Origin of the sequence: Methylobacterium sp. J-078 (assembly GCF_022829285.1) — a bacterium.
Lineage (GTDB): Bacteria > Pseudomonadota > Alphaproteobacteria > Rhizobiales > Beijerinckiaceae > Methylobacterium.
Genome location: NZ_JAKSYI010000069.1, coordinates 163754 through 181750, shown reverse-complemented (window position 1 = coordinate 181750; position 17997 = coordinate 163754). Strand labels below are relative to the sequence as shown.

Below are 17997 nucleotides of genomic sequence, written 5' to 3'. Positions count from 1 at the left end.
GGCAATGGAACGTGACATCGGTCGGAAAGGTCCGGCGGCAAGCGCGCCGCGACGGGGACCGAAGGCCGCAGCGGTACCGCCCTCAGTCGATCCGGATCGCCGTCGGCCCGGTGCGGCCGGGACCCACGGCGCAGGTGCAGGAAACCCCGGTTCCCGGCGTGCCCCCCTTCCGCACCAGCGTCTCGCAGGTGAGCAGGTGCTTGAGCAGGGCCGCCATCTGTCCGACCTGATAGGGCTTCTGCATCACCGGGATCGCATTGTAGGTGGGGGCGATCCCGCTCGTCCCGTAGCCGGTTGCGAAGATGAAGGGGATGCAGCGCTCGAAGAGCACGTCGGCGATCGGATAGCTGACCGTCTCGCCGAGGTTCACGTCGAGGATCGCCATGTCGAAGGCTTCGTGGCGGGCGAGCGCCAGCGCCTTCTCGAGGCGCATGGCCACGGTGACCTCACAGCCGAGATCGAGGAGCATATCCTCGCCCAGCATCGCCACCAGGCTCTCGTCCTCCACCAGGAGAACGCGTCGTCCCTCCAGATCGCTCATCGGACGTCACGCCCCAGGACGACGTCGCGACCGTGCCACCCCAGCGTGGTGAGCGGGATCTTCAGCGTGCAGACGGCGCCCGTCTGCGGGTAGGCGATCACCGCGGTGCCGTCGAACTCCATCGGCAATTGACGTTCGATCAGTCGTGAGCCGAACCCCTTTCGGGTCGGCTCGGTCACCGCCGGCCCGCCGGTCTCGGTCCAGGTCATATCAAGTTGCTCGCCCTCGCCGATCCGGGTCAGCGTCCAGTGCACGGCGACGCGCCCCTCCGGCACCGAGAGGGCGCCGTACTTGGCCGCGTTGGTCATGAGTTCGTGCAGCGCCAGGGCGAGGGTCACGGCGACCTTGGGATGGAGGCGTGTGTCGGGGCCGACGAGGTCGAACCGGGCGGTGTCGACCTCCGCGAGGGCGTGCGGCGCCAGGGCGCTCTCCACGACGCTGCGCAGGCCGGCGCTCTCCCAGTTCTCTGCGGTCAGCACATTGTGGGTGTTGGACAGCGCCACCATGCGGGCATCGAACATGGCACGCGCGGCCTGGTCGGTCCGACCCCGGAAGGTCTGCGCGGCGATGGACTGGACCGTCGCCAGGGTGTTCTTCACGCGGTGGTTGAGTTCGTTCGTCAGCAGGCGCTGGCGCTCGGCCGCCGCCTTCTCCTCGGTGATGTCGCGCACCTCGATGATCGTGCCGATGATCTTGGCGCCGTCGTCGCGGATGGGGCTGGCCGTGAAGCCGACCGGATAGAAGTGTCCGTCCTTGTGCACGAACACTTCCTCGCCGCGCTCCTGGTTGTTCTCGGGGAAGGCCCGGTCGATGGCGCATTCGTGCAGGGGGAACGGCCGTCCGTCCGGATAGGTGTGGTGCACGATGTCGTGGAGCGGGCAGTCCCGCGCCAGGACTTCTGGGAGGCTGAAGCCAGTCAGCAGCTCGGCGGCCCGGTTCATGTAGACGCAGTGCTGGCGGTCATCCATCAGGAAGATCGCCACGGAGGCATTGTTCAGGACCGCGTTCAGGCGCCGTTCGGTCTCGTGCAGCTGCGAGCCACGACGCAGCGTCGGAAGGGTCGTGGTGGTGGTATCGTACGACACGATCGGTCCACGGCTCGGCACGAGGGACGGTTTCTCCAAAGCCCCCCGGCGCGACGGCCCGGGCATTTCATCGATCGGCGACTCAGAGCGCAATCCATGGTCCATGGAATGGTTCCGTGTCGAGGGGGCGGTCCGCACGGCCCCCGGCATTCACAACCCTGTCGTGCAGATTTCAGCGGTCCTGAGCGGTCCTCCGGGGCCCCTCGGCGCGATCGACGGACCGGTCGGCTTGGGCGGAAGCGCTCGACGTGGACGAGGCAGACCGGCCCGCCACCCGGGCCGTGCCCCGGCTTGGACCGAGATGCCGGGCTGCCCCGCCGAGAGGCCGACGGACGCGCATTTCGAGGCCTTCGTCCATTCCGAGGACCTCTCGCGCATTCTTCTGCGAGCGGTCGGGCATGCCGCGGCATCGTGACCGTCCGTCCCCGCCTCGGTTGAACCCCGGCTCATGCGCCCGTGTTGGAACACCGACGTGCCGGCGGCGGTCATCGGACCCTTCATCACGCGGCACGACGGGGAGTTCTGAATATGAGCGAAGGCGCAACCGCGAGCGACAGTCCCTTCATCAAGGGCCGCAACGCGCGCCTCTACGGCAAGCAGCGGGACAGCAACCCCTACGCGGAGGGCAGCGAAGACCACCAGGCCTGGGCGCAGGCCTACGACGAAGCGGCGGACGACCGCACGGAGCAGGATGCCGGCACCGTCGATCCGCAGGCCTCGGTGCGAACCTGATCCCCGGCGACGTGAGTCAACGCTGCCGCCGCTTCAGGCGGCGGCGTCCGGCCGACGGAAACCCTCGATGCCCTGACGTTCCGGATTGATCGCCGCGAGCGCACGCTTGGCCGCCTCCAGCGGGTGTTCGGCCTCGATGCGCACCGAGGTCAGGTCCGGGTTCTTGTAGACGGTGACGATGGTGTCCATCACCTCCGTCAGGGTGGTGCGCTTGTCCTCCGGGGCGGCGATGAGGAGTTGCAGGCCCCAGGCCTGGTAGAGGTCGACGAGGGCCTGCGAGTTGCGCACGTCGAGCTTGGAGAAGGCCTCGTCGAGGAGGCAGAGGCCGAGCCCCGGATTCTCGTCGCCGGGTCGGTCGCCGGGATAGTAGGCGGAGGCGAGCGACGCCGCGATCGCCACGTAGAACGGCGCCTGGGCCTCGCCGCCGGAGCCCCTGAGAGCCCGGTTCGACATGGTCGTGCGGTTGCCCGCCCGATCGCGCATGCCGATCTCGTAGACGAAGTAGTTGCGGTAATCGGCCAGCCGCGCCGCGCTCTCGTCGCCGCCGATGAGGGCGGTGATCTCCGCGATGGCGTCGGCGAGCGGACCCTCCAGCGGGGGATTCTCGCGCGAGGCGCCCTCCCCCGGCAGGATCGCCTGCGCGGCGTCCGGCGAGCGCGCGACTTCGAGGGCTAGCGCGTGGACGGCGGCGTAACGCCGGTCCACCTCCGCCTCGAAGGCGTAGGTCTGGCCGGTGAAGGTCTGGGTCGACAGGCGCTCGTTGAGGGCGTCGAGACGGGCGCGCACGCGCTCGAACTTGTCCGCCAGCCGGGTCAGCAGGTCCTCGATCATCAGGCGGCGCATCTCGCCCTCCGCCCGCAAGGCCTGGTCGCGGTAGCGGCGCAACTCGTGCCCGGCCACCTCGTCGTGGGCACGCTTGGCCCAGGCATAGCCGAACGAGGCCGGGGCATCGCCGTTGCCCAGAGGATTCTCGATGCGCCACTGCACGCAGTACTCGGCCAGATCCCGCTCGGCGGCGCGCCCCTGGGTGCGGGCGGTCTCCGTCGCCTCGCGCGCGGCGGCACGCGACACCTGAGCGAGGTTCGCCAGGGTCTTGGGCTCTAGTTCGGCGCGCTTCGCCCGCAGGGTGGCTACGGCGCGGGGGTCGAAGCCCTCGGGCTGCACGAGGCGGATGCGGACGGTGTCGCCCCCGATCCAGCGGGCATGCGCGCTCCGGCGCGCCTGAAGCGCGGCCCGCGCGAGATCGCGGGTAGCGGCGACCTTGGCCTTCAGTCCCGCCTCCTCGCCGAGCAGAAGGTCTCGCTTGGGCTCTAGCACCTGCACCAGCTCGGTGAGATAGGCGGAGCGCTCCTTGGCGAGCTCCTTCAGTTCGGCCTCCAGCACCCCGGTCTCCGCCTTCTCGACGCTCTCGCGCTCGGTGGTCAGGCTGCGGCGCCGGCCCTCGATCGCGTCGGCCTCCGCGCGAAGCTCGGACAGGTCGAGGCTGGTTCCCGCCATGCGGCTCTTGAGGGCGGCGGCGATGCGGGCGGCCTCGCGCAGCACGTCGGCCTCGGCCCGCAGGCGCCGGGCTTCGGCGACCGCCTGCTCCCAGTCCTGCCGGCTCTCGGCGGTTGGGCCGCGCTGGCCGCGCGTCATCATGAGCTGGACGGGGCGCACCACCGAGTAGGCCATGCCGGAGGTCGACCGCCCGCTCGGCGCCACGGCCCGGCTCATATGCGCCAATGCCGCGTCGTTCGGGGCGAGATCATAGCCGCCGAGGCGGGCACCGAGGAAGGCCTGGGCATGCGGATCGCGCGTCTCGATCAGGGCCAACGGGCCCTCATCGTCGCGGCCGCCGCGACGGCGGGCCGTGTCCGTCGTCTTGACCAGGATGCAGCGGTAGAACTGGCTTCTTCGCGCTTCCAGGTGCGCGAAGGCGGCGTTGAGCCGGTCGGGCTCGACCACCAGCGCCTCGCGCGCGGCCCCGAGCAGACCTTCGAGGGCCGGGCCCCAGGCCGGATCGACGATCTCGGCGAGCTCGCAGATCGGCGTCGCGTCGATGCCGAGGCGTGCCAGCTCGTCCCGGAACGCGGCGACGTCCGAGGACAGGCGCGGCGCGCTCGGGGTGCGACCGCCGGCAGCGGGGGCGGGCGCACGGGACTGCGCCTCGTTCTCCTGGGCACGGGCGCGCAAAGCCGCGTCCTCGGCCGCGCGCTCCAGGGGCGTGGCGATCTCGGGGGCGGCGGCGAGGCCGGCCAGCAGGCCCGCGAGGGGACCGTCGGAGCGCAGCGTCTCCTCCGGGTTGGCCTCACGGCGCAGGCCCGAGCGGGCGCAGGCCTCCACCAGCCGGGCGGCCTCGGGCGAGATTCGCCGGATCTCGCCGCCGACGACGGCGAGCTTGCCCGCATCGAGGACGATCCCGACGAGGTCGGCGACCCGGGCGGCCAGATCCCGCCGGTCGCGGGCCAGCATCGCGAGGCCGGCGTTGGAGGCAGCCAACCGCCCCTCCGCCGCCGAGCCGGCGATCAGCGCCTTCTTGGCGGCGATCTCGCCGTCGATCTCGCGCACGAAACCCTGGCTGGTGGCGACGCTCTCGCGGGCGATGCGCAGGCGCTCGGCGACGTCCTTGAGGGCGTGGCGCGCGCCGATAAGGTCGATGACGCGGCGTCGCAGATCGGCGTCTGAGGCCTGAAGCTCGTGGAGTGCGGCCGACAGGCTGGCCTCGGCCCAAGTCTCGTACCGGCCGAGGATGCGGGCGAGGTGGGCGAGGCGCCGCTCCAGCTCCTCGATGGTCTCGCGCAAGCGGCGCCAGTTCTCCACCGACTGGCGGATGCGCGCCACGTCGAGGGGCTCGGGCTCGAGCACGAAGCAGCGCACGAAGGCGGAGGAATCGAAGATCGGCTTGAACGCCACCGCGTTCGAGAAGGTACGCAGGAAGTGGCGCGGCTCCGGCACCGCCGATCCCTCGCGCAGGAGCCCGAGCAACTCGGCCGTGAAGCGTTCGCCGGAGGCGCGGAACTCGTCGAAGGTGGTGCCGTGTGTACGCAGATCCTTGGCGATCTCGGCCCAGGGCGCCACGAAACTGCCGGCCGGCGCCTCGCGCACGTAGTCGGCGATCTCGAAGCGGTGCCCGACATGGACGAACCGCGAGAGCGTGGTCTCGCGGCTCTCCTCCGCGCGCGCCGCCAGGGCGAGCCCCGCCGAAACGACCCGGCCGGTCTTCTCGTTCTCGAAGACGAGGACGATCAGGCTCTCGCAGGCCTCGCGGGTGGGGCGGCCACCCTCGGCGGGGTCGCTGATCCAGCCGAGGCAGTAATCGCGCACGGTGCGGGCGCTGCGCCCGGAGGCCGACGCGTTCAGAGCCAAGCGGCTCGCGTTGTTGCCGGCCAGCACGGTGCCGACCGCGTCGAAGATGGTCGACTTGCCGGCGCCCGTCGGGCCCACCAGGGCAGCCGCGCCCCGGATCCGGATCTGCTCGCGGCGGATCAGGTACCAGTTGGACAGGACGATGTCGGTGAGGCGGTACACGGCGGCTCTGGTCTGGTCCCGATGCTGCGTCGAAGCGACACCGCATGGACGCGCCGGGCCCCGGATGCAAGTCGCGTCCCCTCCGGGGCTGGGGACCGGGGGCGGCGCGACGCTTCTAGAACGCCTCCTCGCCCCGCGCGGCGCCCCAGGACCGGACCTGGTCCATCCAGGTGTCCGGCGACAGCACGGTGATGCCCGGCAGGACCATCAGGGGCGTGATCTTCTCGACCTTGTCGCGCTCGCCGAGGCGCAGGGCGCCCTTGCGGGCGAACAGGCGCAGAATATCGATCAGGCGCTGCTCGTCGGGCGGATCGCTGCGGGTGACCGTGCGGATCGATTCGGCGATGTCGTCGGTGGTGCATTCGACGACGCCCTCCGTGGTGACCTGGTGTGCGCGCAGGCCCTCCTCGTAGGCCAGCCGCAGCGAGAGCAGCACGAGAGTCTCGTCCTTGCGCAGGCGCTCGCCCTGGGCATCGTGACGGATTCCATCGAGGGGCACGCGCAGGCACACCATCTGGTCGCGGTGCGCCACCTCGAAGCGGTACCCGAGGCAGCCGAAATAGGCTTGGAAGAACGGCGCGTAGTGCCGGGCGAGCTCGTAGGAGCGGCCGATCCCGGGGGTGCCGGCATAGACGCACTGACTCTTGAGCAGCACCTGCAGCGCGCGGGTCAGCTCTTCCTCCGAGGGTGCGCGGGCACCCGGCGGCGGTGGCTCCTCGCCGTCCACGATGGCGCGAAAGGGTTCGAGCATGGCGGGTCCCGCTTGAGCCGGCGCGGGCGCGGCCCGCGTGAAGGCCCCGGTCTCTACCCGGCGAACCCGCGTGGCGCCAACCCGGGCTTCAGGCGGCTGCGGCGGGCTGGGCCCGGAACAGCGACAGGCAGGCCGTGTCGCGGTGCATGCTCAGGATCGAGGCCCGGTCGAGGGAGGGGTTGGCGGCGAGCACCCGCTGGACCTCCGCCACGATGGCGTCGTAGCGGGACGCGTCGAAGTTCGGCTCCAGGGGACTGACCGCGATGTAGGTCTCGACCACGAGGACGCGCTCGCAGCGCTCCCGGCCGACCTCGGCGGCGATCCAGGCATTCTTGATCAGGCATTTGCCGGCATTCATGGGGGTACGCTCCCGTGCCTTCCGCAGCGTGTCTGGCGGAGAGCAGAGGATGAACCCGCTTCACGAATTTGCAAGGGTTCTATTCCATGCTGCGGCGCGAAGACTTGACTGCACTGCGAAGACTTCGTTGTGTCGCTGCTTCCCGAAGGTCGGCCGGGGCCGTATCAGCGCGCGCCGGCGCCGGCCCGCTCCACCAGGAAGTCGGGGCAATCCAGCCAGCCGTTCGCGACGCGGCCCTTGACCCGCGAGAGGCGGTACCGGCGCCGCAGGCTGCCGTCGAACAGCACGTCGATCTCGCGCAGGCGCTGAAACACCACGAAGTCGTCCACGTCGGCGATGCGGATCTGCGAGCCCCGGATCGCGCGCCCACGCCCGATCTGCGCCTCGATGAAATCGACGATCCGCTCCGGCGTCACCGCCACCCGCAGGCGGAACGCATCCTTGGCGGCGATGAAGGCTTCGATGGCCGGGTCGAGTTCGAATTCCGGGAGGGGCTCGCTCTCGATCGGCGGCCGGCGCAGGCGCGGCGCGTAGCAATGCGGTTCGCCGATGGGCGGGCGCAGGAGCGAGACCTGAGGGTCCGGCAGGCCCGCGAGGTCGTCATCCGCCGACGCCACCGCCCGCAGGGCGGCGGCGGTGCGCTCGATCCGATCCGAATCGCGGTGGTCGAGGGTGCGCAGCGCCGCCGCGATCCGCCGCTCCAGGCGGGCCACGATGTCGGCCACCGCGTCCAGGTGCCGGTCGAGCCCCTCGAAGATCGACAGGATCTCGGCGAGATCCGCGCGGACCGCGCGCTCGGCCGCCTCCAGGGTCGGGGCGCGGCCCTCGCGCAGGCCGGCCTCGGCGAGCGCCCGCAGGGTGAGGGAATCGCGCAAGGCGCGGCCCGCCTCGCGCACGATGCCGGAGCGGAACCGGAAGGGATTGAGGCGCGTGTGCAGGGTCCGGTAGTCGCTCACGAGGTGGCGCGCCACGAACTCCTCGAAGTAGAGCCGGAAGGCGGCGCCGTGGTCTGCCTCGCGCAGGATGCGCTCCTCGCTCTTGCGCATGGCGCCCGCGAGACTGCGCAGGTGGCTGAGGAAGGCGCGCGCCGACTTGGCCGCATTGACCAGCGCCTCGGAGCGCTCGGCCGGGTTGGCGATGGCGCTCTCCAGGCTGCCCAGCACGTCGAGGACGGCGCCACCGTAGGAGCGTGTCTCGCCCCGGTTCAGCCGCGCCAGCTCCTCCACCAGGATGCGGGCCTCGGGGTCGAACTCCACCACGGGGACGTAGCGCTCGCGCCGTTCCACCAGCCAGCCCGCGTCGAAAAGGCGGCGGTAGACCACGGAGCGGCGCTCCGCCGGGTCCGCCGGGGTCGCGTCGTCGTCCGCGATCTCGCTGGCCGCGTAATCGGCCGCGAAGTCGCCGATCGCCGCCAGGACATCGCTCTTGCGCAGGGGCTCGGCGGTGTCGCCGAAGATCCGCGCGTGGAGATGCAGCAGCAGGGCCGCGTTGAAGGCGCGGCTCGGCGAGGCCAGCGGCTTGAAGAGGTCGTCGGAGAGGCAGTTGAACAGCATGGCGTCGGCGCGGACGATCGCCACGGCGGGGCGCGCGAGTCAAATCGCGATGGGGGCGGCGATCCGGGCGCGCGATGAACCCCGCCGCGCGGGCGTGCGTTGTCCCGCCGCCCACCGTGCGTCGCGCGGCGCGTCGTTTCGGAGTTTCCCCCATGTTCAGCCGCCTGCCCACAGCAGCGCTCGGCGCGTCCCTCCTGGCCGCGACCACCCTCCTCGCGGGACTTCCCGCCCTGGCCCAAGCGACGGCCGAGGCCCCGGGCCGGACGCTTGCCAATCCGGCGCCGGGCTCGCTCCGAGGGTCGAAGGTGATCGGCTTGCCCGTGATCGGCATGGACCATGTCCGCGTCGGCTCGGTCGAGGACATCCTGCTGGGCAGCGACGGGCGGATCGCCGCCGTGGTGATCGGCGTCGGCGGATTCCTGGGGATCGGCGAGAAGCTCGTCGCCGTGCCCTTCGATCAGGTCGCCTGGAACCTTAAGGACGTTCCCCTCACCTCCGGGCCGACCTCGGTGACGACGCCCGAGACGGCGCCCAGCAAGGCGGCCGCCGCCAAGGTCACGCCCGAGACCATGCCGGGGGCCGACACCAGCCGCGACGTGCTCGGCGCGGTCGAGGACATGCATGCCGGCAAGGTCGGCAACGCGACTGGATCGACGGCGGGCGCGACGGTGCCGAAGACGGAGCCGGCCACCGTCATGGCCGGCGGGACGCCGGTGCACGCGGAGGTCCGCATGACGAAGGCGCAGCTCACGGCGGCCCCCGCCTTCAGCTACGACGCCGCGCGGAAGGCTGAGAAGTGAGCGTGGCGCAGGCAGGCTCCACGATGACGCGAGCACGAACCCTCGCGGGTGCCGCCCTGTTTTCGCTCGCCACGCTGGGCCAGGCGCTGGCCCAGCAGATGAACCCGGCGCCGCCGATCCGCGAGTCCGGCCCGTCCGGGTCGAACTCCGCGGCCGCCAACGCGGCGGCGACGGATTTCAACTGGGTCTGGGCCAGTCTCGTGGTGGCGGTCCTGGTCTTCGCGGTCTGGTACGTGGTCCGGCGCCGGCAATCGCGCCGATAGCCGGCGCTCCGCGACCGGCGACTTCGCGCCGCTACTTGCCGGCGCTGGGGAAGAACAGTTGCTCGCCGCCGATCTCGTAGCTCGCGATGGCCGCCTGTCCCTCGGGGGAAACGAGCCAATCGATGAAGGCCTGGCCTTCCTTGGCCTTCACGGTCGGGTGTTTCTCTGGGTTCACCAGCATGACGCCGTAGGGGTTGAACAGGCGCTTGTCGCCCTCGACCACGATCCCGAGGTCGCCCCGGTTCTTGAACGACAGCCAGGTGCCGCGATCGGCCAGGATGTAGGCGTTCAGGGCCGAGGCGGCGTTGAGGGCCGGCCCCATGCCCTGGCCGACGTCGCGGTACCAGTCACCCTTCACGGCGGCGAGATCGACGCCCGCCTCCTTCCAGGTCCGCAGCTCGGCACTGTGCGTGCCGGAGCGGTCGCCGCGCGAGACGAAGGGCGCCTTGACGGTGCCGAGCTTGGCGAAGGCCGCCACGACGTCGTGCCCCTTCACGCCGGCCGAGTCGGATTTCGGGCCGACGAGGACGAAGTCGTTGTACATCACGTCCTGGCGCTTCGTGGCGAAGCCCTCCGCGAGGAACTTCTCCTCGGCCGGGCGATCATGCACCAGCACCACGTCGGCATCGCCCCGGCGGGCCGCGTCGAGGGCTTGGCCCGTGCCGAGCGCCACGACCTTCACGGCGATGCCGCTCCTGGCCTCGAACAGCGGCAGCAGGTGCTTGAAGAGGCCTGATTGCTCGGTGGACGTCGTGGAGGCCACCACGATGGAAGAGGGGTCCGCCCGGAGCGCCGGTGCGGAGCCGAATGCGCCGATCAGGCCAAGGGCGGCGGCGAGACCGCGAACTACGAGACGGCGGCGAAGGAGGTCCAAGGCAGTTCTCCGGCGATGTAGGCCCGGGTCTCGGGCCTTTGGGGGGCGGTGAGGATAGCGCGGACCGGGCCGTGCTCGACGGCGCGGCCCTTCGCGAGCACGAGCACGTCGGCGGCGAGCCGCATGACCTGCCCGAGATTGTGCGAGACGAGCACGACCTTCGTGCCGCGCGCGGCCATCTCGGCCAGCAGCGCCTCCACGAGTTCGGTGACGGCGGGGTCGAGGTTGGCGGTGGGCTCGTCCGCCAGGAGCAGGCCCGGCTCCACCGCCCAGGCGCGGGCGAGGGCCAGGCGCTGCTGCTCGCCACCCGAGAAGCGCGTCGCCGGATCCCTGGCCCGGTCGGCGAGTCCGACGCGGGCCAGCGCCGCGCGGGCGCGGGCCTCGCGCTCGGCGCGGTTGAGCCGCAGGGGCACCAGGGCCAGGGCGACGTTGGCGAGAGCGCTCGCCCGCACCAGGGCCGGGCGTTGGAACACGAAGGCGCGCCGCACGGGCGCGGAGGCGACGATCCGAACCCGCCCGCGGGTCGGGGCGATGAGGCCGTCGATGATCCGGAGCGTGATGCTCTTGCCGGCGCCGTTCGGACCGATCAGGGCAGTGATGCCGGCCGCCGGGATGTCGGCGGTCAGCCCGTCGAGAATCGTCGTGCCGTTGCGGCAAAAGCTGAGGTCGTCGAGGTGCAGGCTCGGCATCGCGCTCACCCGAAGGCCCGCACGGCGTATCCGCGCAGGAGGGCGGCCGCGCCGTTCACCGCGATGACGAGGCCCATCAGCACGACGCCGAGGGCGAGGGCGAGGCTGAGGTCGCCCTTCTGGGTCTCGAGCGAGATCGCGGTGGTCATGGTGCGGGTGTGGCCGTCGATGTTGCCGCCGACCACCAGCACGGCGCCGATCTCCGAGATCGCCCGTCCGAAGGCGGCGAGCGCCGTCGTCACCAGGGAGAAGCGGGTGTCGTGGATCAGGGCCAGCGCCCGGCGCGGTGCCGAGAGCCCAAGGGAGCGCAACTGCTCGCCGAGATGCGCCTCCGAATCGGCGATCACCTGCCGGGTCAGGGCGGCGATCAGGGGCGTCGCCAGGACGGCCTGCGCCGCCACCATCGCGCTCGGTGTGAACAGCAGGCCGAGGCTCCCGAGCGGTCCGGACCGGGACAGGAGCAGGTAGAGCACCAAGCCAACGATGACGGGGGGCAGCCCCATGAAGGCGTTCAGGAGCCCGACCACGGCGCCGCGCCCGGGAAAGGCCGCGACCGCAAGGAACGCGCCCACCGGAACGCCCAGGGCGAGTCCGATGCCGACGGCGCTCAGGCTGACGCGCAGGGACAGCCACGCGATGGCGAGCACGTCGCGGTCGAGGGTCGCGAGGCGCAGGAACGTGTCGTCGAGCGTCTGAAGCATCGTCACCGGGCTGCGGGGGACGCGCTTCGATGGTATGCCATCATGTGAAAGATCAATAGGAAAGGCGTTGCCGATGCGAGTGAGCCTGCGCGTCGAGGGCGAGGCGGACGGGCTGGCCCTCGGCCCGGCCTTCGCCCTCCTGGATGCCGTCGCGGGGGCGCCCTCGCTGCTCGCCGCCGCCCGGACCCTCGGGATCTCCTATCGCTCCGCCTGGAGCCGGCTCGCCACGATCGAGGTGGCGCTGGGGCGCCCGGTCGCCGTCAAGACGAAGGGGCACGGCACGACGCTGACGTCCTATGGGGTGGCGTTGCACGCGAGTCTCGCGGCGACCTTCCGCCGGCTTGGACCGACCCTGGCCGCCGAGGAGATCCGGCTGGCCGACGCCCTGCGTGCGCTCCGGGTGGAGGCGCCGACGCGGATGCGGATCGCGGCGAGCCACGACCCCCTGCTGCTCGGCGCGGTGACGGACCGGCCGGAAATCGAACTCGCGGTGGCGGGCAGTCTCGACGCCCTGGCGCTGCTGCGGGCGGGGAGCGCGGATGCGGCGGGGTTTCACTACGGCGCGCGCGGCGTTCCCCCGGTGCCCTTCGACGCGGTGTTCGCCAATACCGGTCTCGTCGTGCGCCCCCTGTTCGACCGGGAGCAGGGCTTCATGCTGCCGCCCGGCAACCCGCGCGGCGTCGCGTCCGTCACCGACATCGCGCGCCTGTCCTTGCGCTTCGTCAACCGGCAACGCGGGGCGGGCACGCGGATCTGGTTCGCGCGGCTCTGCGCGGAGGCGGGTCTCGGGCCGGAGGACATCCTGGGGGCGCAGACCGAGGAGTTCACCCATCAGGCCGTGGCCGCCCTGATCGCCACGGGGGCCGCGGATGTGGGCATGGGCACCCCGGCGGTCGCGCAGCGCTTCGGCCTCGCCTTCCACTCGCTGGGGTGGGAAACCTATTTCCTGGCGATCCGGGCGGATTTCCCGGGCCTGGCGCGGTCGGAGCCGCCGGACACCCTCGACCTCTTCCTCGCCGCGATCGCGCAGGCCGCCGCGACGACGCTCGGCTACGCGCACCCGGCGTCGTCCTACCCAGGGTCGCCCTACCAGAGCGAGGTGTGCGGGTAGAAGGTCAGGATGTCGCCCGGTGCCACCGCCGTGACCGCATCGGCGAGTTCAACGAGGCCGTCGCTCTCGGTCAACGAGCTGAGCACCCCGGCCCCCTCGCGGGGATACTTCCAGGCTTCCAGCACGGCGTCGGCGGCAAGCGCGACGCTGGCGCGGACGAATTCCCGGCGCCCCGCCTTCTTCTTGTAGGCGAACGCCGCCCGCACCGGCTGGCCGAGGGGCGCCACCGCGCTCGCTCCCCCGAGGCGTGCGAGGAGCGGACGCACCACGAAGAGCAGCGTCACGTAGGCGGCACCCGGATTGCCCGGCAATCCCACGAAGGGCGTCCCCGCCACGAGCCCCATGGCGACGGGGCGCCCGGGCTTGATCGCCAGACGCCAGAACATCAGCGAGCCCCGCGCTTCGACGGCGGCCTTCACGTGGTCCTCCTCGCCCGTCGAGACGCCGCCGGAGGTCAGGATGAGGTCGTGGTCGCCGGCGGCTGCGGCGATGCGGTCGGCCAGGGCCGCCGGCTCGTCGCGCAGGATGCCGAGGTTGGTGACGCTGACCCCGAAGCGGTTTAGCAGCGTCGCGAGCATCACCCGGTTGGAATCATGGATCGCGCCGGGCTCGAGGGGGCGGCCGGGTTCGGTGAGCTCGTCGCCCGTGGAGAACAGGGCGACACGCAGACGCGTGCGCACCGGGAGCCGGTCGTGGCCGGCGGCGGCGGCGAGCGCGATGTCCTGCGGCCGCAGGCGGCGCCCGGCGGGGATCGCCATCGCACCCGCGGCGATGTCCTCGCCGGCCGCGCGGGCATTCGCGCCGCGCTTCAGCCCGGCCGGCAGCACGACCATCGCGCCCTCGCGCCGGACGTCCTCCTGCATAAAGACGGTGTCGGCCCCCGCCGGCATCGGCGCGCCCGTGAAGATGCGGATCGCCCCCGCATGTGCCTCACGGCCTTCGGGGGAAGCCCCGGCTGCGAGCCGTCCAACCACGGGCAGCGCCGTCTCGCCCTGCACCACCAGCGCGGCGTGGCGCACGGCGTAGCCGTCGACCGCCGAATTGGCGAAGGGCGGCACGTCGTGCAGCGCCGGCACGTCCTCGGCCGCGATGCGTCCATCGGCGTCCCCGAGGGACACCCACTCGGTGCCTGCCAGGACGGGAAGGCGTTCGCCGATCAGCGCCACGGCCTCCTCGATGCGCATGAGCGCACCGCCGAAGGCGAAGCAATCGTCGGTCAGCTGGGCCATCGTCCCTCCAGGCGCGCCAGCGCCGTCTCCAATGGCTCCGCCAGGGACAGCACGAGGTCGGCGATCACATCGACGGCGTCGAGATCGACCACCGGGACGCGTGCATCCGGATGCGGCCGGTCGCTCGCAACCGCGACGATGCGGGGATCGTCCGGATGCATCGGGGGCTTGCCGTTGGCGACGCGATGAACCTCGAGCTTGGCATGCGCCTCGCGCTTGAAGCCCTCGACAACGACGAGGTCGCACGGCGCGAGGCGACGCAGGAGATCGGGCAGGCGCGCCTCCGCCTCGTCACCGACCTCGTGGATCTGGACCCAGCGTCGGGACGAGGAGACGATGACTTCGCACGCCCCCGCCGCCCGGTGAACGTAGGAATCCTTGCCCGGCTGGTCGACGTCGAAGGCGTGGTGCGCGTGCTTGACCGTGGCGACCCGCAGGCCGCGCGCGGTCAGGGCCGGAATCAGCCGGGCCAGCAGGGTCGTCTTGCCCGCCCCGCTCCAGCCCGCGAGCCCGATGACACGGGCAGGATTGTCGAGATGCGCTGGATTCATGCGCTGCCCGCCGGCGCGAAGCCGGCCTCCGCGAGCAGCCGGCGGGTCTCGGGCTCGTCCAGGAGGTCGAGGAAAGCGGCCAGGGCCGGGCGCTCCCGGTCCGCGGTCCGGTACGCGAAATCGTAGCGCTCGTCGGTGAGTGGCAGGAAGCCGAGGCCGTAGGCCCGTGCCACCGTGGCGATGGCGACACCCCAATCCGCTCGGCCCTGGGCAACCGCGGCCGCCACGGCGTTGTGCGAGCGCGGCTGGTTGAAGAAACCCGGAGGCCGCGCCCCCGCGAGGAGACCGTCGACCAGGGCCCGGGTTCCCGAGCCCGCGTTGCGGTTCACCATCACGGCCTCCGGATCGGCGAGGACCGCGGCCACCGCCTTGGCGACGTCCAGGCACTCGAAGCGCGCATCGCCCGCGCGGTGGACGATGCCCTGGAGGCGGCCCCAGCCGGGTGCCAGCGCCATGCCCTCCCTCAGGAAAGGCTCGTTGTAGCGGCCGGTCTCGGGATCGAGGAGGTGCATGGCGGCGAGGTCGCATTCGCCCCGTGCCAGGGCGGCGAGACCTCCGGCGGAGCCGACCCAGAGGGTCCGGGCCCGGTAGCCGCGCTCGGCCAGGCGCCCCACGACACGGTCGAGGCCGACGCAGTGGCTGCCGATGATGGTGAGATCGGGCGGGCGCACCCCTGCCCCGAGGCGCGTCACCGCGACCGTCTCGCCCGCCTCCAAGCCGGGGCGTGCCGCCGGCACCGTAAAGAAGCCGTCGGCCTGCGAGAAGGCGGTGACCGAGCCGGAGCCCTTGGGCAGCGGGAGTGCGACGAGGCCGGCCTCGGTCTCTCCCAAGGAAGCCATCACGAATTCGGTGCGGCCCTGCTCGGAGGCGACGCGCTGGGGCAGTGTCGCCGCCACATGGGTCTCCTCGCGCGGCGGCAGGCCCGCCAGGGCGCGGATCAGCGGCACCACCACGTCGTGGAAGGTGAACATCGCCGAAGTCGGAAAGCCTGGCAGCACTACGATCGGGGTGCCGTCCGCCACCGCGAGGCAAAGGGGCTTGCCGGGCTTCAGGGCGACGCCGTGCACGAGGATGCCAGGCTGGCCGAGGCGCTGGAGGATGCGGTGCGAGACGTCGCCCGCCCCCTTCGAGGTGCCCCCGGAGAGCACCACGAGGTCGCTCGCGGCGATCGCGGCGCGCAAAGCGGTTTCGAGGGCGGCCTCCTCGTCGCGGACGATGCCGAGGGGAATGGCAGTGCCGCCATTCTCGGTGACCGAGGCGCACACGATCGGGCCATTGGAATCGTAGATCGCACCCGGAGGCAGGGCCGCGCCGGGGGGCGCGAGCTCGTCGCCGGTGGAGAGCACAGCCACGCGCGGGCGGCGCACGACCGCGACCGTGTCGAGGCCGCAGGCGGCCAGCATACCGATCTCGCGGGCCGTGATGGGGACGCCCCGGCGCAGCACCGTCTCGCCGGCCGCCATGTCGGCCCCGGCATAGCCGATGAACTGTCCCGGCCGCGCTGCCTGGACGATTTCGACCGATCGGGTCGGCGCGTCGAACTCGGTGCGCTCCACCATGACGACCGCATCGGCCCCGCGCGGGATCATGCCCCCGGTGGCGATCGGCGTTGCGGTCCCGGCGGCCACGGTGAGCGCCGGGGCAACGCCGCAGGCCAGGATCTCGGCGTTCAGCGTGAGCGCGCGGGGCTGGCCGTCGCGGGCGCCTTCCGTGTCGGCGGCCCGCAGGGCGAAGCCGTCGACCAAGGCACGGTCGAAGGGCGGCACGTCGATGGGCGAGGCGACGTCGTGGGCGAGCACCCGGCCGAGGGCCTCGGCGAGCGGAATCGTTTCGTCACCGAGGGCGACGTGCGGTACTGCCGCGCGGAAGCGGGCATGCGCCTCCTCGCGGCTGACCACGTTGAGGAATTGCTCCTGTCGCGCCGCCTGGGCGAGGCGCGTGGCGAAATCGTCCCCGGCGATGCTCATAGGGGCAGCACCGCCACCGTGGTCCCGGCGGGATGACCCTCGGAGTCCGGTGCCACGAGGAGCGCGGCATCGGCCGCGATGAGGCGGCCCAAGGGCAGCTCCGCCCCGCCGAGGGGCATCACTCCGTCGGCCTCGCGGCGCGCGAAGACGATTTCGCTGAGACCGATCGTCGAGCTGACCTTCCGCAGGAGTGGCGCATGCGCGAAAACCGGGGGGCTCGCGCCGGTCAGAGCCCGGATCAGCGGACGCCCGAGGGCGAGGAACGCCGCGAGGGCCGCGTCCGGCCGGCCGGGGAGGAGCAGGACCGGACGTTCGCCGACGCGCCCGAACCCCGCCGTCTCGCCGGGCCGCAGGGCGATGCCGTGGGCCTCGACGCTGCCCGCACGGGCCAGGCCCGCCGCGCCGTGATCGTTTCGCCCGAAGCCGGTGCCGCCGAGAACCAAGGTCGCGTCGGCTGCGCCTGCCGTGAGCGCGTCCGCGATTGCCTCCGGGTCGGCGACGGCGCGCACCACCTCCGCCACGATGGCGCCTTCCGCCTCGATCAAAGCGGCGATGAACGGCGACAGCGTGTCCCGCTCCACCGCGGCGGCGAGGACCAGCCGAAGGTTGGGCACGCGGACCGGGACCGCCGGGATGCCGGCCGCCTCGAGGGCGAGGCGATGGAGCGGCGTGATCCGCGTGCCCGCCGCGATCAGGCAGTCGCCAGTGCCGATCTCGTCGCCAACGGCTCGCAGGCCCGTGCCCGCCGCCGCATCGTCGATGACGTCGCGTCCCGCGACCGCCTCGAACGCCAGCACCGCGTCGATGTCCCCTGGCATCGCCGAGCCGGCATCGACCCAGGCGGGCGCGCGCGGCGGCAGCACGGGTGCGTAGGGCGATGCCCCGAGAACGTCGTCAGCCCGCACCGCCCAGCCGTCGCGTAGCGCGATGGCGTGCTGCGGCTCGTCCCGCGCGGCGCGGATATCGCGCCCGGCGATCCGGCCGACCGCTTCTCCAAGCGAGACCGTACGGATCGCCAGGGGCGCGAGAGGAGCGACCAGCAGGGCCACTGCGTCGGCGAGCGGGATCAGGGCCGCCGATGCCGTGCGCCGCTGGCCGGTCTCGGGAACGTGTTTCTCGGCCGCGATGCGGGCAGGAACGATCATGCGCTGAGCGATGCGCCATCGCCGGTCCGGGATCAAGCACCTCCGCCGCCGGCCGCGTCACCGGGTCTCGCCGGAGGCCGGGCGACACCCGCGCCGGGGATCGATTAGGGTCCGCCCGCGCGGGACGATCCGCGTGGGAC

Annotated in this window: 17 protein-coding genes; 4 read left to right on the top strand and 13 right to left on the bottom strand. The window is 72.2% G+C overall.

The genetic code is table 11. The features are described from left to right. Positions 1-82: 82 nt before the first annotated feature. The gene (locus MKK58_RS11645) at positions 83-541 is read right to left on the bottom strand and encodes a response regulator (protein ID WP_243912222.1); all 459 of its coding nucleotides are present in this window, start codon (positions 539-541) and stop codon (positions 83-85) included. Further along, entirely contained in the window at positions 538-1692 is a 1155-nt protein-coding gene (locus MKK58_RS11640) for a sensor histidine kinase (RefSeq protein WP_409565234.1), read from the bottom strand. Before MKK58_RS11640 ends, MKK58_RS11645 begins: the two co-directional genes overlap by 4 nt. Before the next feature lie 462 nt (positions 1693-2154). On the opposite strand from MKK58_RS11640, the gene MKK58_RS11635 reads away from it, so the two are divergent. Then, positions 2155-2358, top strand: a complete 204-nt coding sequence (locus tag MKK58_RS11635) for a hypothetical protein (RefSeq protein ID WP_243912220.1) — start codon at positions 2155-2157, stop codon at positions 2356-2358. Between the two features lie 33 nt (positions 2359-2391). Here the strand turns inward: MKK58_RS11635 and MKK58_RS11630 are convergent, their stop codons facing one another. The 4 genes from MKK58_RS11630 to MKK58_RS11615 form a co-directional block, all read right to left on the bottom strand. After that, positions 2392-5865 carry an SbcC/MukB-like Walker B domain-containing protein gene (locus MKK58_RS11630; RefSeq protein ID WP_243912219.1) on the bottom strand — a complete coding sequence of 1158 codons (3474 nt, stop codon included), beginning with the start codon at positions 5863-5865 and terminating at the stop codon, positions 2392-2394. A 115-nt stretch (positions 5866-5980) separates the two neighbouring features. Then, complete coding sequence (locus tag MKK58_RS11625; RefSeq protein WP_243912218.1) at positions 5981-6616, bottom strand: DUF4194 domain-containing protein; 636 nt, start codon at positions 6614-6616, stop codon at positions 5981-5983. Between the two features lie 88 nt (positions 6617-6704). Further along, the gene (locus MKK58_RS11620) at positions 6705-6974 is read right to left on the bottom strand and encodes a hypothetical protein (RefSeq protein WP_238280366.1); all 270 of its coding nucleotides are present in this window, start codon (positions 6972-6974) and stop codon (positions 6705-6707) included. A gap of 164 nt (positions 6975-7138) precedes the next feature. Continuing rightward, positions 7139-8527, bottom strand: coding sequence for a Wadjet anti-phage system protein JetA family protein (locus MKK58_RS11615; protein WP_243912306.1), 1389 nt, complete (start codon positions 8525-8527; stop codon positions 7139-7141). A gap of 152 nt (positions 8528-8679) precedes the next feature. Between MKK58_RS11615 and MKK58_RS11610 the strand changes: the two genes are divergently transcribed. Together MKK58_RS11610 and MKK58_RS11605 are read left to right on the top strand one after the other, a co-directional pair. Next, a complete protein-coding gene (locus tag MKK58_RS11610; RefSeq protein ID WP_243912217.1) occupies positions 8680-9327 on the top strand; it encodes a PRC-barrel domain-containing protein in 648 nt (215 codons plus the stop codon). A gap of 23 nt (positions 9328-9350) precedes the next feature. Then, on the top strand, positions 9351-9590 hold the full coding sequence (locus MKK58_RS11605; protein WP_243912216.1) for a hypothetical protein: 240 nt from the start codon (positions 9351-9353) through the stop codon (positions 9588-9590). A 31-nt stretch (positions 9591-9621) separates the two neighbouring features. Here the strand turns inward: MKK58_RS11605 and MKK58_RS11600 are convergent, their stop codons facing one another. Genes MKK58_RS11600 through MKK58_RS11590 form a run of 3 tightly spaced genes read right to left on the bottom strand, consistent with a single transcriptional unit; the run spans position 9622 to position 11854 of the window. Further along, complete coding sequence (locus MKK58_RS11600; protein WP_243912215.1) at positions 9622-10464, bottom strand: extracellular solute-binding protein; 843 nt, start codon at positions 10462-10464, stop codon at positions 9622-9624. Next, the gene (locus MKK58_RS11595; protein ID WP_243912214.1) at positions 10437-11162 is read right to left on the bottom strand and encodes an ATP-binding cassette domain-containing protein; all 726 of its coding nucleotides are present in this window, start codon (positions 11160-11162) and stop codon (positions 10437-10439) included. Before MKK58_RS11595 ends, MKK58_RS11600 begins: the two co-directional genes overlap by 28 nt. Further along, on the bottom strand, positions 11159-11854 hold the full coding sequence (locus tag MKK58_RS11590; RefSeq protein WP_243912213.1) for an ABC transporter permease: 696 nt from the start codon (positions 11852-11854) through the stop codon (positions 11159-11161). The genes MKK58_RS11595 and MKK58_RS11590 overlap by 4 nt, the downstream gene beginning before the upstream one ends. Before the next feature lie 73 nt (positions 11855-11927). Between MKK58_RS11590 and MKK58_RS11585 the strand changes: the two genes are divergently transcribed. After that, complete coding sequence (locus tag MKK58_RS11585) at positions 11928-12965, top strand: substrate-binding domain-containing protein (RefSeq protein WP_243912212.1); 1038 nt, start codon at positions 11928-11930, stop codon at positions 12963-12965. On the opposite strand, the gene glp is transcribed toward MKK58_RS11585, so the two are convergent. From glp to MKK58_RS11565, 4 genes are read right to left on the bottom strand one after another with little or no spacing between them, the layout of a single operon-like run. Then, on the bottom strand, positions 12941-14194 hold the full coding sequence (gene glp, locus MKK58_RS11580; protein WP_243912211.1) for a gephyrin-like molybdotransferase Glp: 1254 nt from the start codon (positions 14192-14194) through the stop codon (positions 12941-12943). The two genes, MKK58_RS11585 and glp, sit on opposite strands and share 25 nt — an antisense overlap. Then, positions 14182-14745, bottom strand: a complete 564-nt coding sequence (mobB, locus tag MKK58_RS11575; RefSeq protein ID WP_243912210.1) for a molybdopterin-guanine dinucleotide biosynthesis protein B — start codon at positions 14743-14745, stop codon at positions 14182-14184. Before mobB ends, glp begins: the two co-directional genes overlap by 13 nt. Beyond that, positions 14742-16712 carry a molybdopterin biosynthesis protein gene (locus MKK58_RS11570; RefSeq protein WP_243912209.1) on the bottom strand — a complete coding sequence of 657 codons (1971 nt, stop codon included), beginning with the start codon at positions 16710-16712 and terminating at the stop codon, positions 14742-14744. The genes mobB and MKK58_RS11570 overlap by 4 nt, the downstream gene beginning before the upstream one ends. Continuing rightward, positions 16709-17857: a molybdopterin-binding protein gene (locus MKK58_RS11565; RefSeq protein ID WP_243912208.1), complete on the bottom strand. Its 1149-nt coding sequence runs from the start codon at positions 17855-17857 to the stop codon at positions 16709-16711. The genes MKK58_RS11570 and MKK58_RS11565 overlap by 4 nt, the downstream gene beginning before the upstream one ends. Positions 17858-17997 lie beyond the last annotated feature (140 nt).

What these genes read in the sequence shown, in the direction of transcription:
- MKK58_RS11610 (WP_243912217.1), top strand. Translation starts at nt 8,680, where the DNA reads ATGTTCAGCCGCCTGCCCACAGCAGCGCTCGGCGCGTCCCTCCTGGCC.
- glp (WP_243912211.1), bottom strand. Translation starts at nt 14,194, where the DNA reads ATGGCCCAGCTGACCGACGATTGCTTCGCCTTCGGCGGTGCGCTCATG.
- MKK58_RS11565 (WP_243912208.1), bottom strand. Translation starts at nt 17,857, where the DNA reads ATGATCGTTCCTGCCCGCATCGCGGCCGAGAAACACGTTCCCGAGACC.
- MKK58_RS11635 (WP_243912220.1), top strand. Translation starts at nt 2,155, where the DNA reads ATGAGCGAAGGCGCAACCGCGAGCGACAGTCCCTTCATCAAGGGCCGC.
- MKK58_RS11645 (WP_243912222.1), bottom strand. Translation starts at nt 541, where the DNA reads ATGAGCGATCTGGAGGGACGACGCGTTCTCCTGGTGGAGGACGAGAGC.
- MKK58_RS11640 (WP_409565234.1), bottom strand. Translation starts at nt 1,692, where the DNA reads ATGCCCGGGCCGTCGCGCCGGGGGGCTTTGGAGAAACCGTCCCTCGTG.
- MKK58_RS11585 (WP_243912212.1), top strand. Translation starts at nt 11,928, where the DNA reads ATGCGAGTGAGCCTGCGCGTCGAGGGCGAGGCGGACGGGCTGGCCCTC.
- MKK58_RS11620 (WP_238280366.1), bottom strand. Translation starts at nt 6,974, where the DNA reads ATGAATGCCGGCAAATGCCTGATCAAGAATGCCTGGATCGCCGCCGAG.
- mobB (WP_243912210.1), bottom strand. Translation starts at nt 14,745, where the DNA reads ATGAATCCAGCGCATCTCGACAATCCTGCCCGTGTCATCGGGCTCGCG.
- MKK58_RS11590 (WP_243912213.1), bottom strand. Translation starts at nt 11,854, where the DNA reads ATGCTTCAGACGCTCGACGACACGTTCCTGCGCCTCGCGACCCTCGAC.
- MKK58_RS11605 (WP_243912216.1), top strand. Translation starts at nt 9,351, where the DNA reads ATGACGCGAGCACGAACCCTCGCGGGTGCCGCCCTGTTTTCGCTCGCC.
- MKK58_RS11615 (WP_243912306.1), bottom strand. Translation starts at nt 8,527, where the DNA reads ATGCTGTTCAACTGCCTCTCCGACGACCTCTTCAAGCCGCTGGCCTCG.
- MKK58_RS11570 (WP_243912209.1), bottom strand. Translation starts at nt 16,712, where the DNA reads ATGAGCATCGCCGGGGACGATTTCGCCACGCGCCTCGCCCAGGCGGCG.
- MKK58_RS11625 (WP_243912218.1), bottom strand. Translation starts at nt 6,616, where the DNA reads ATGCTCGAACCCTTTCGCGCCATCGTGGACGGCGAGGAGCCACCGCCG.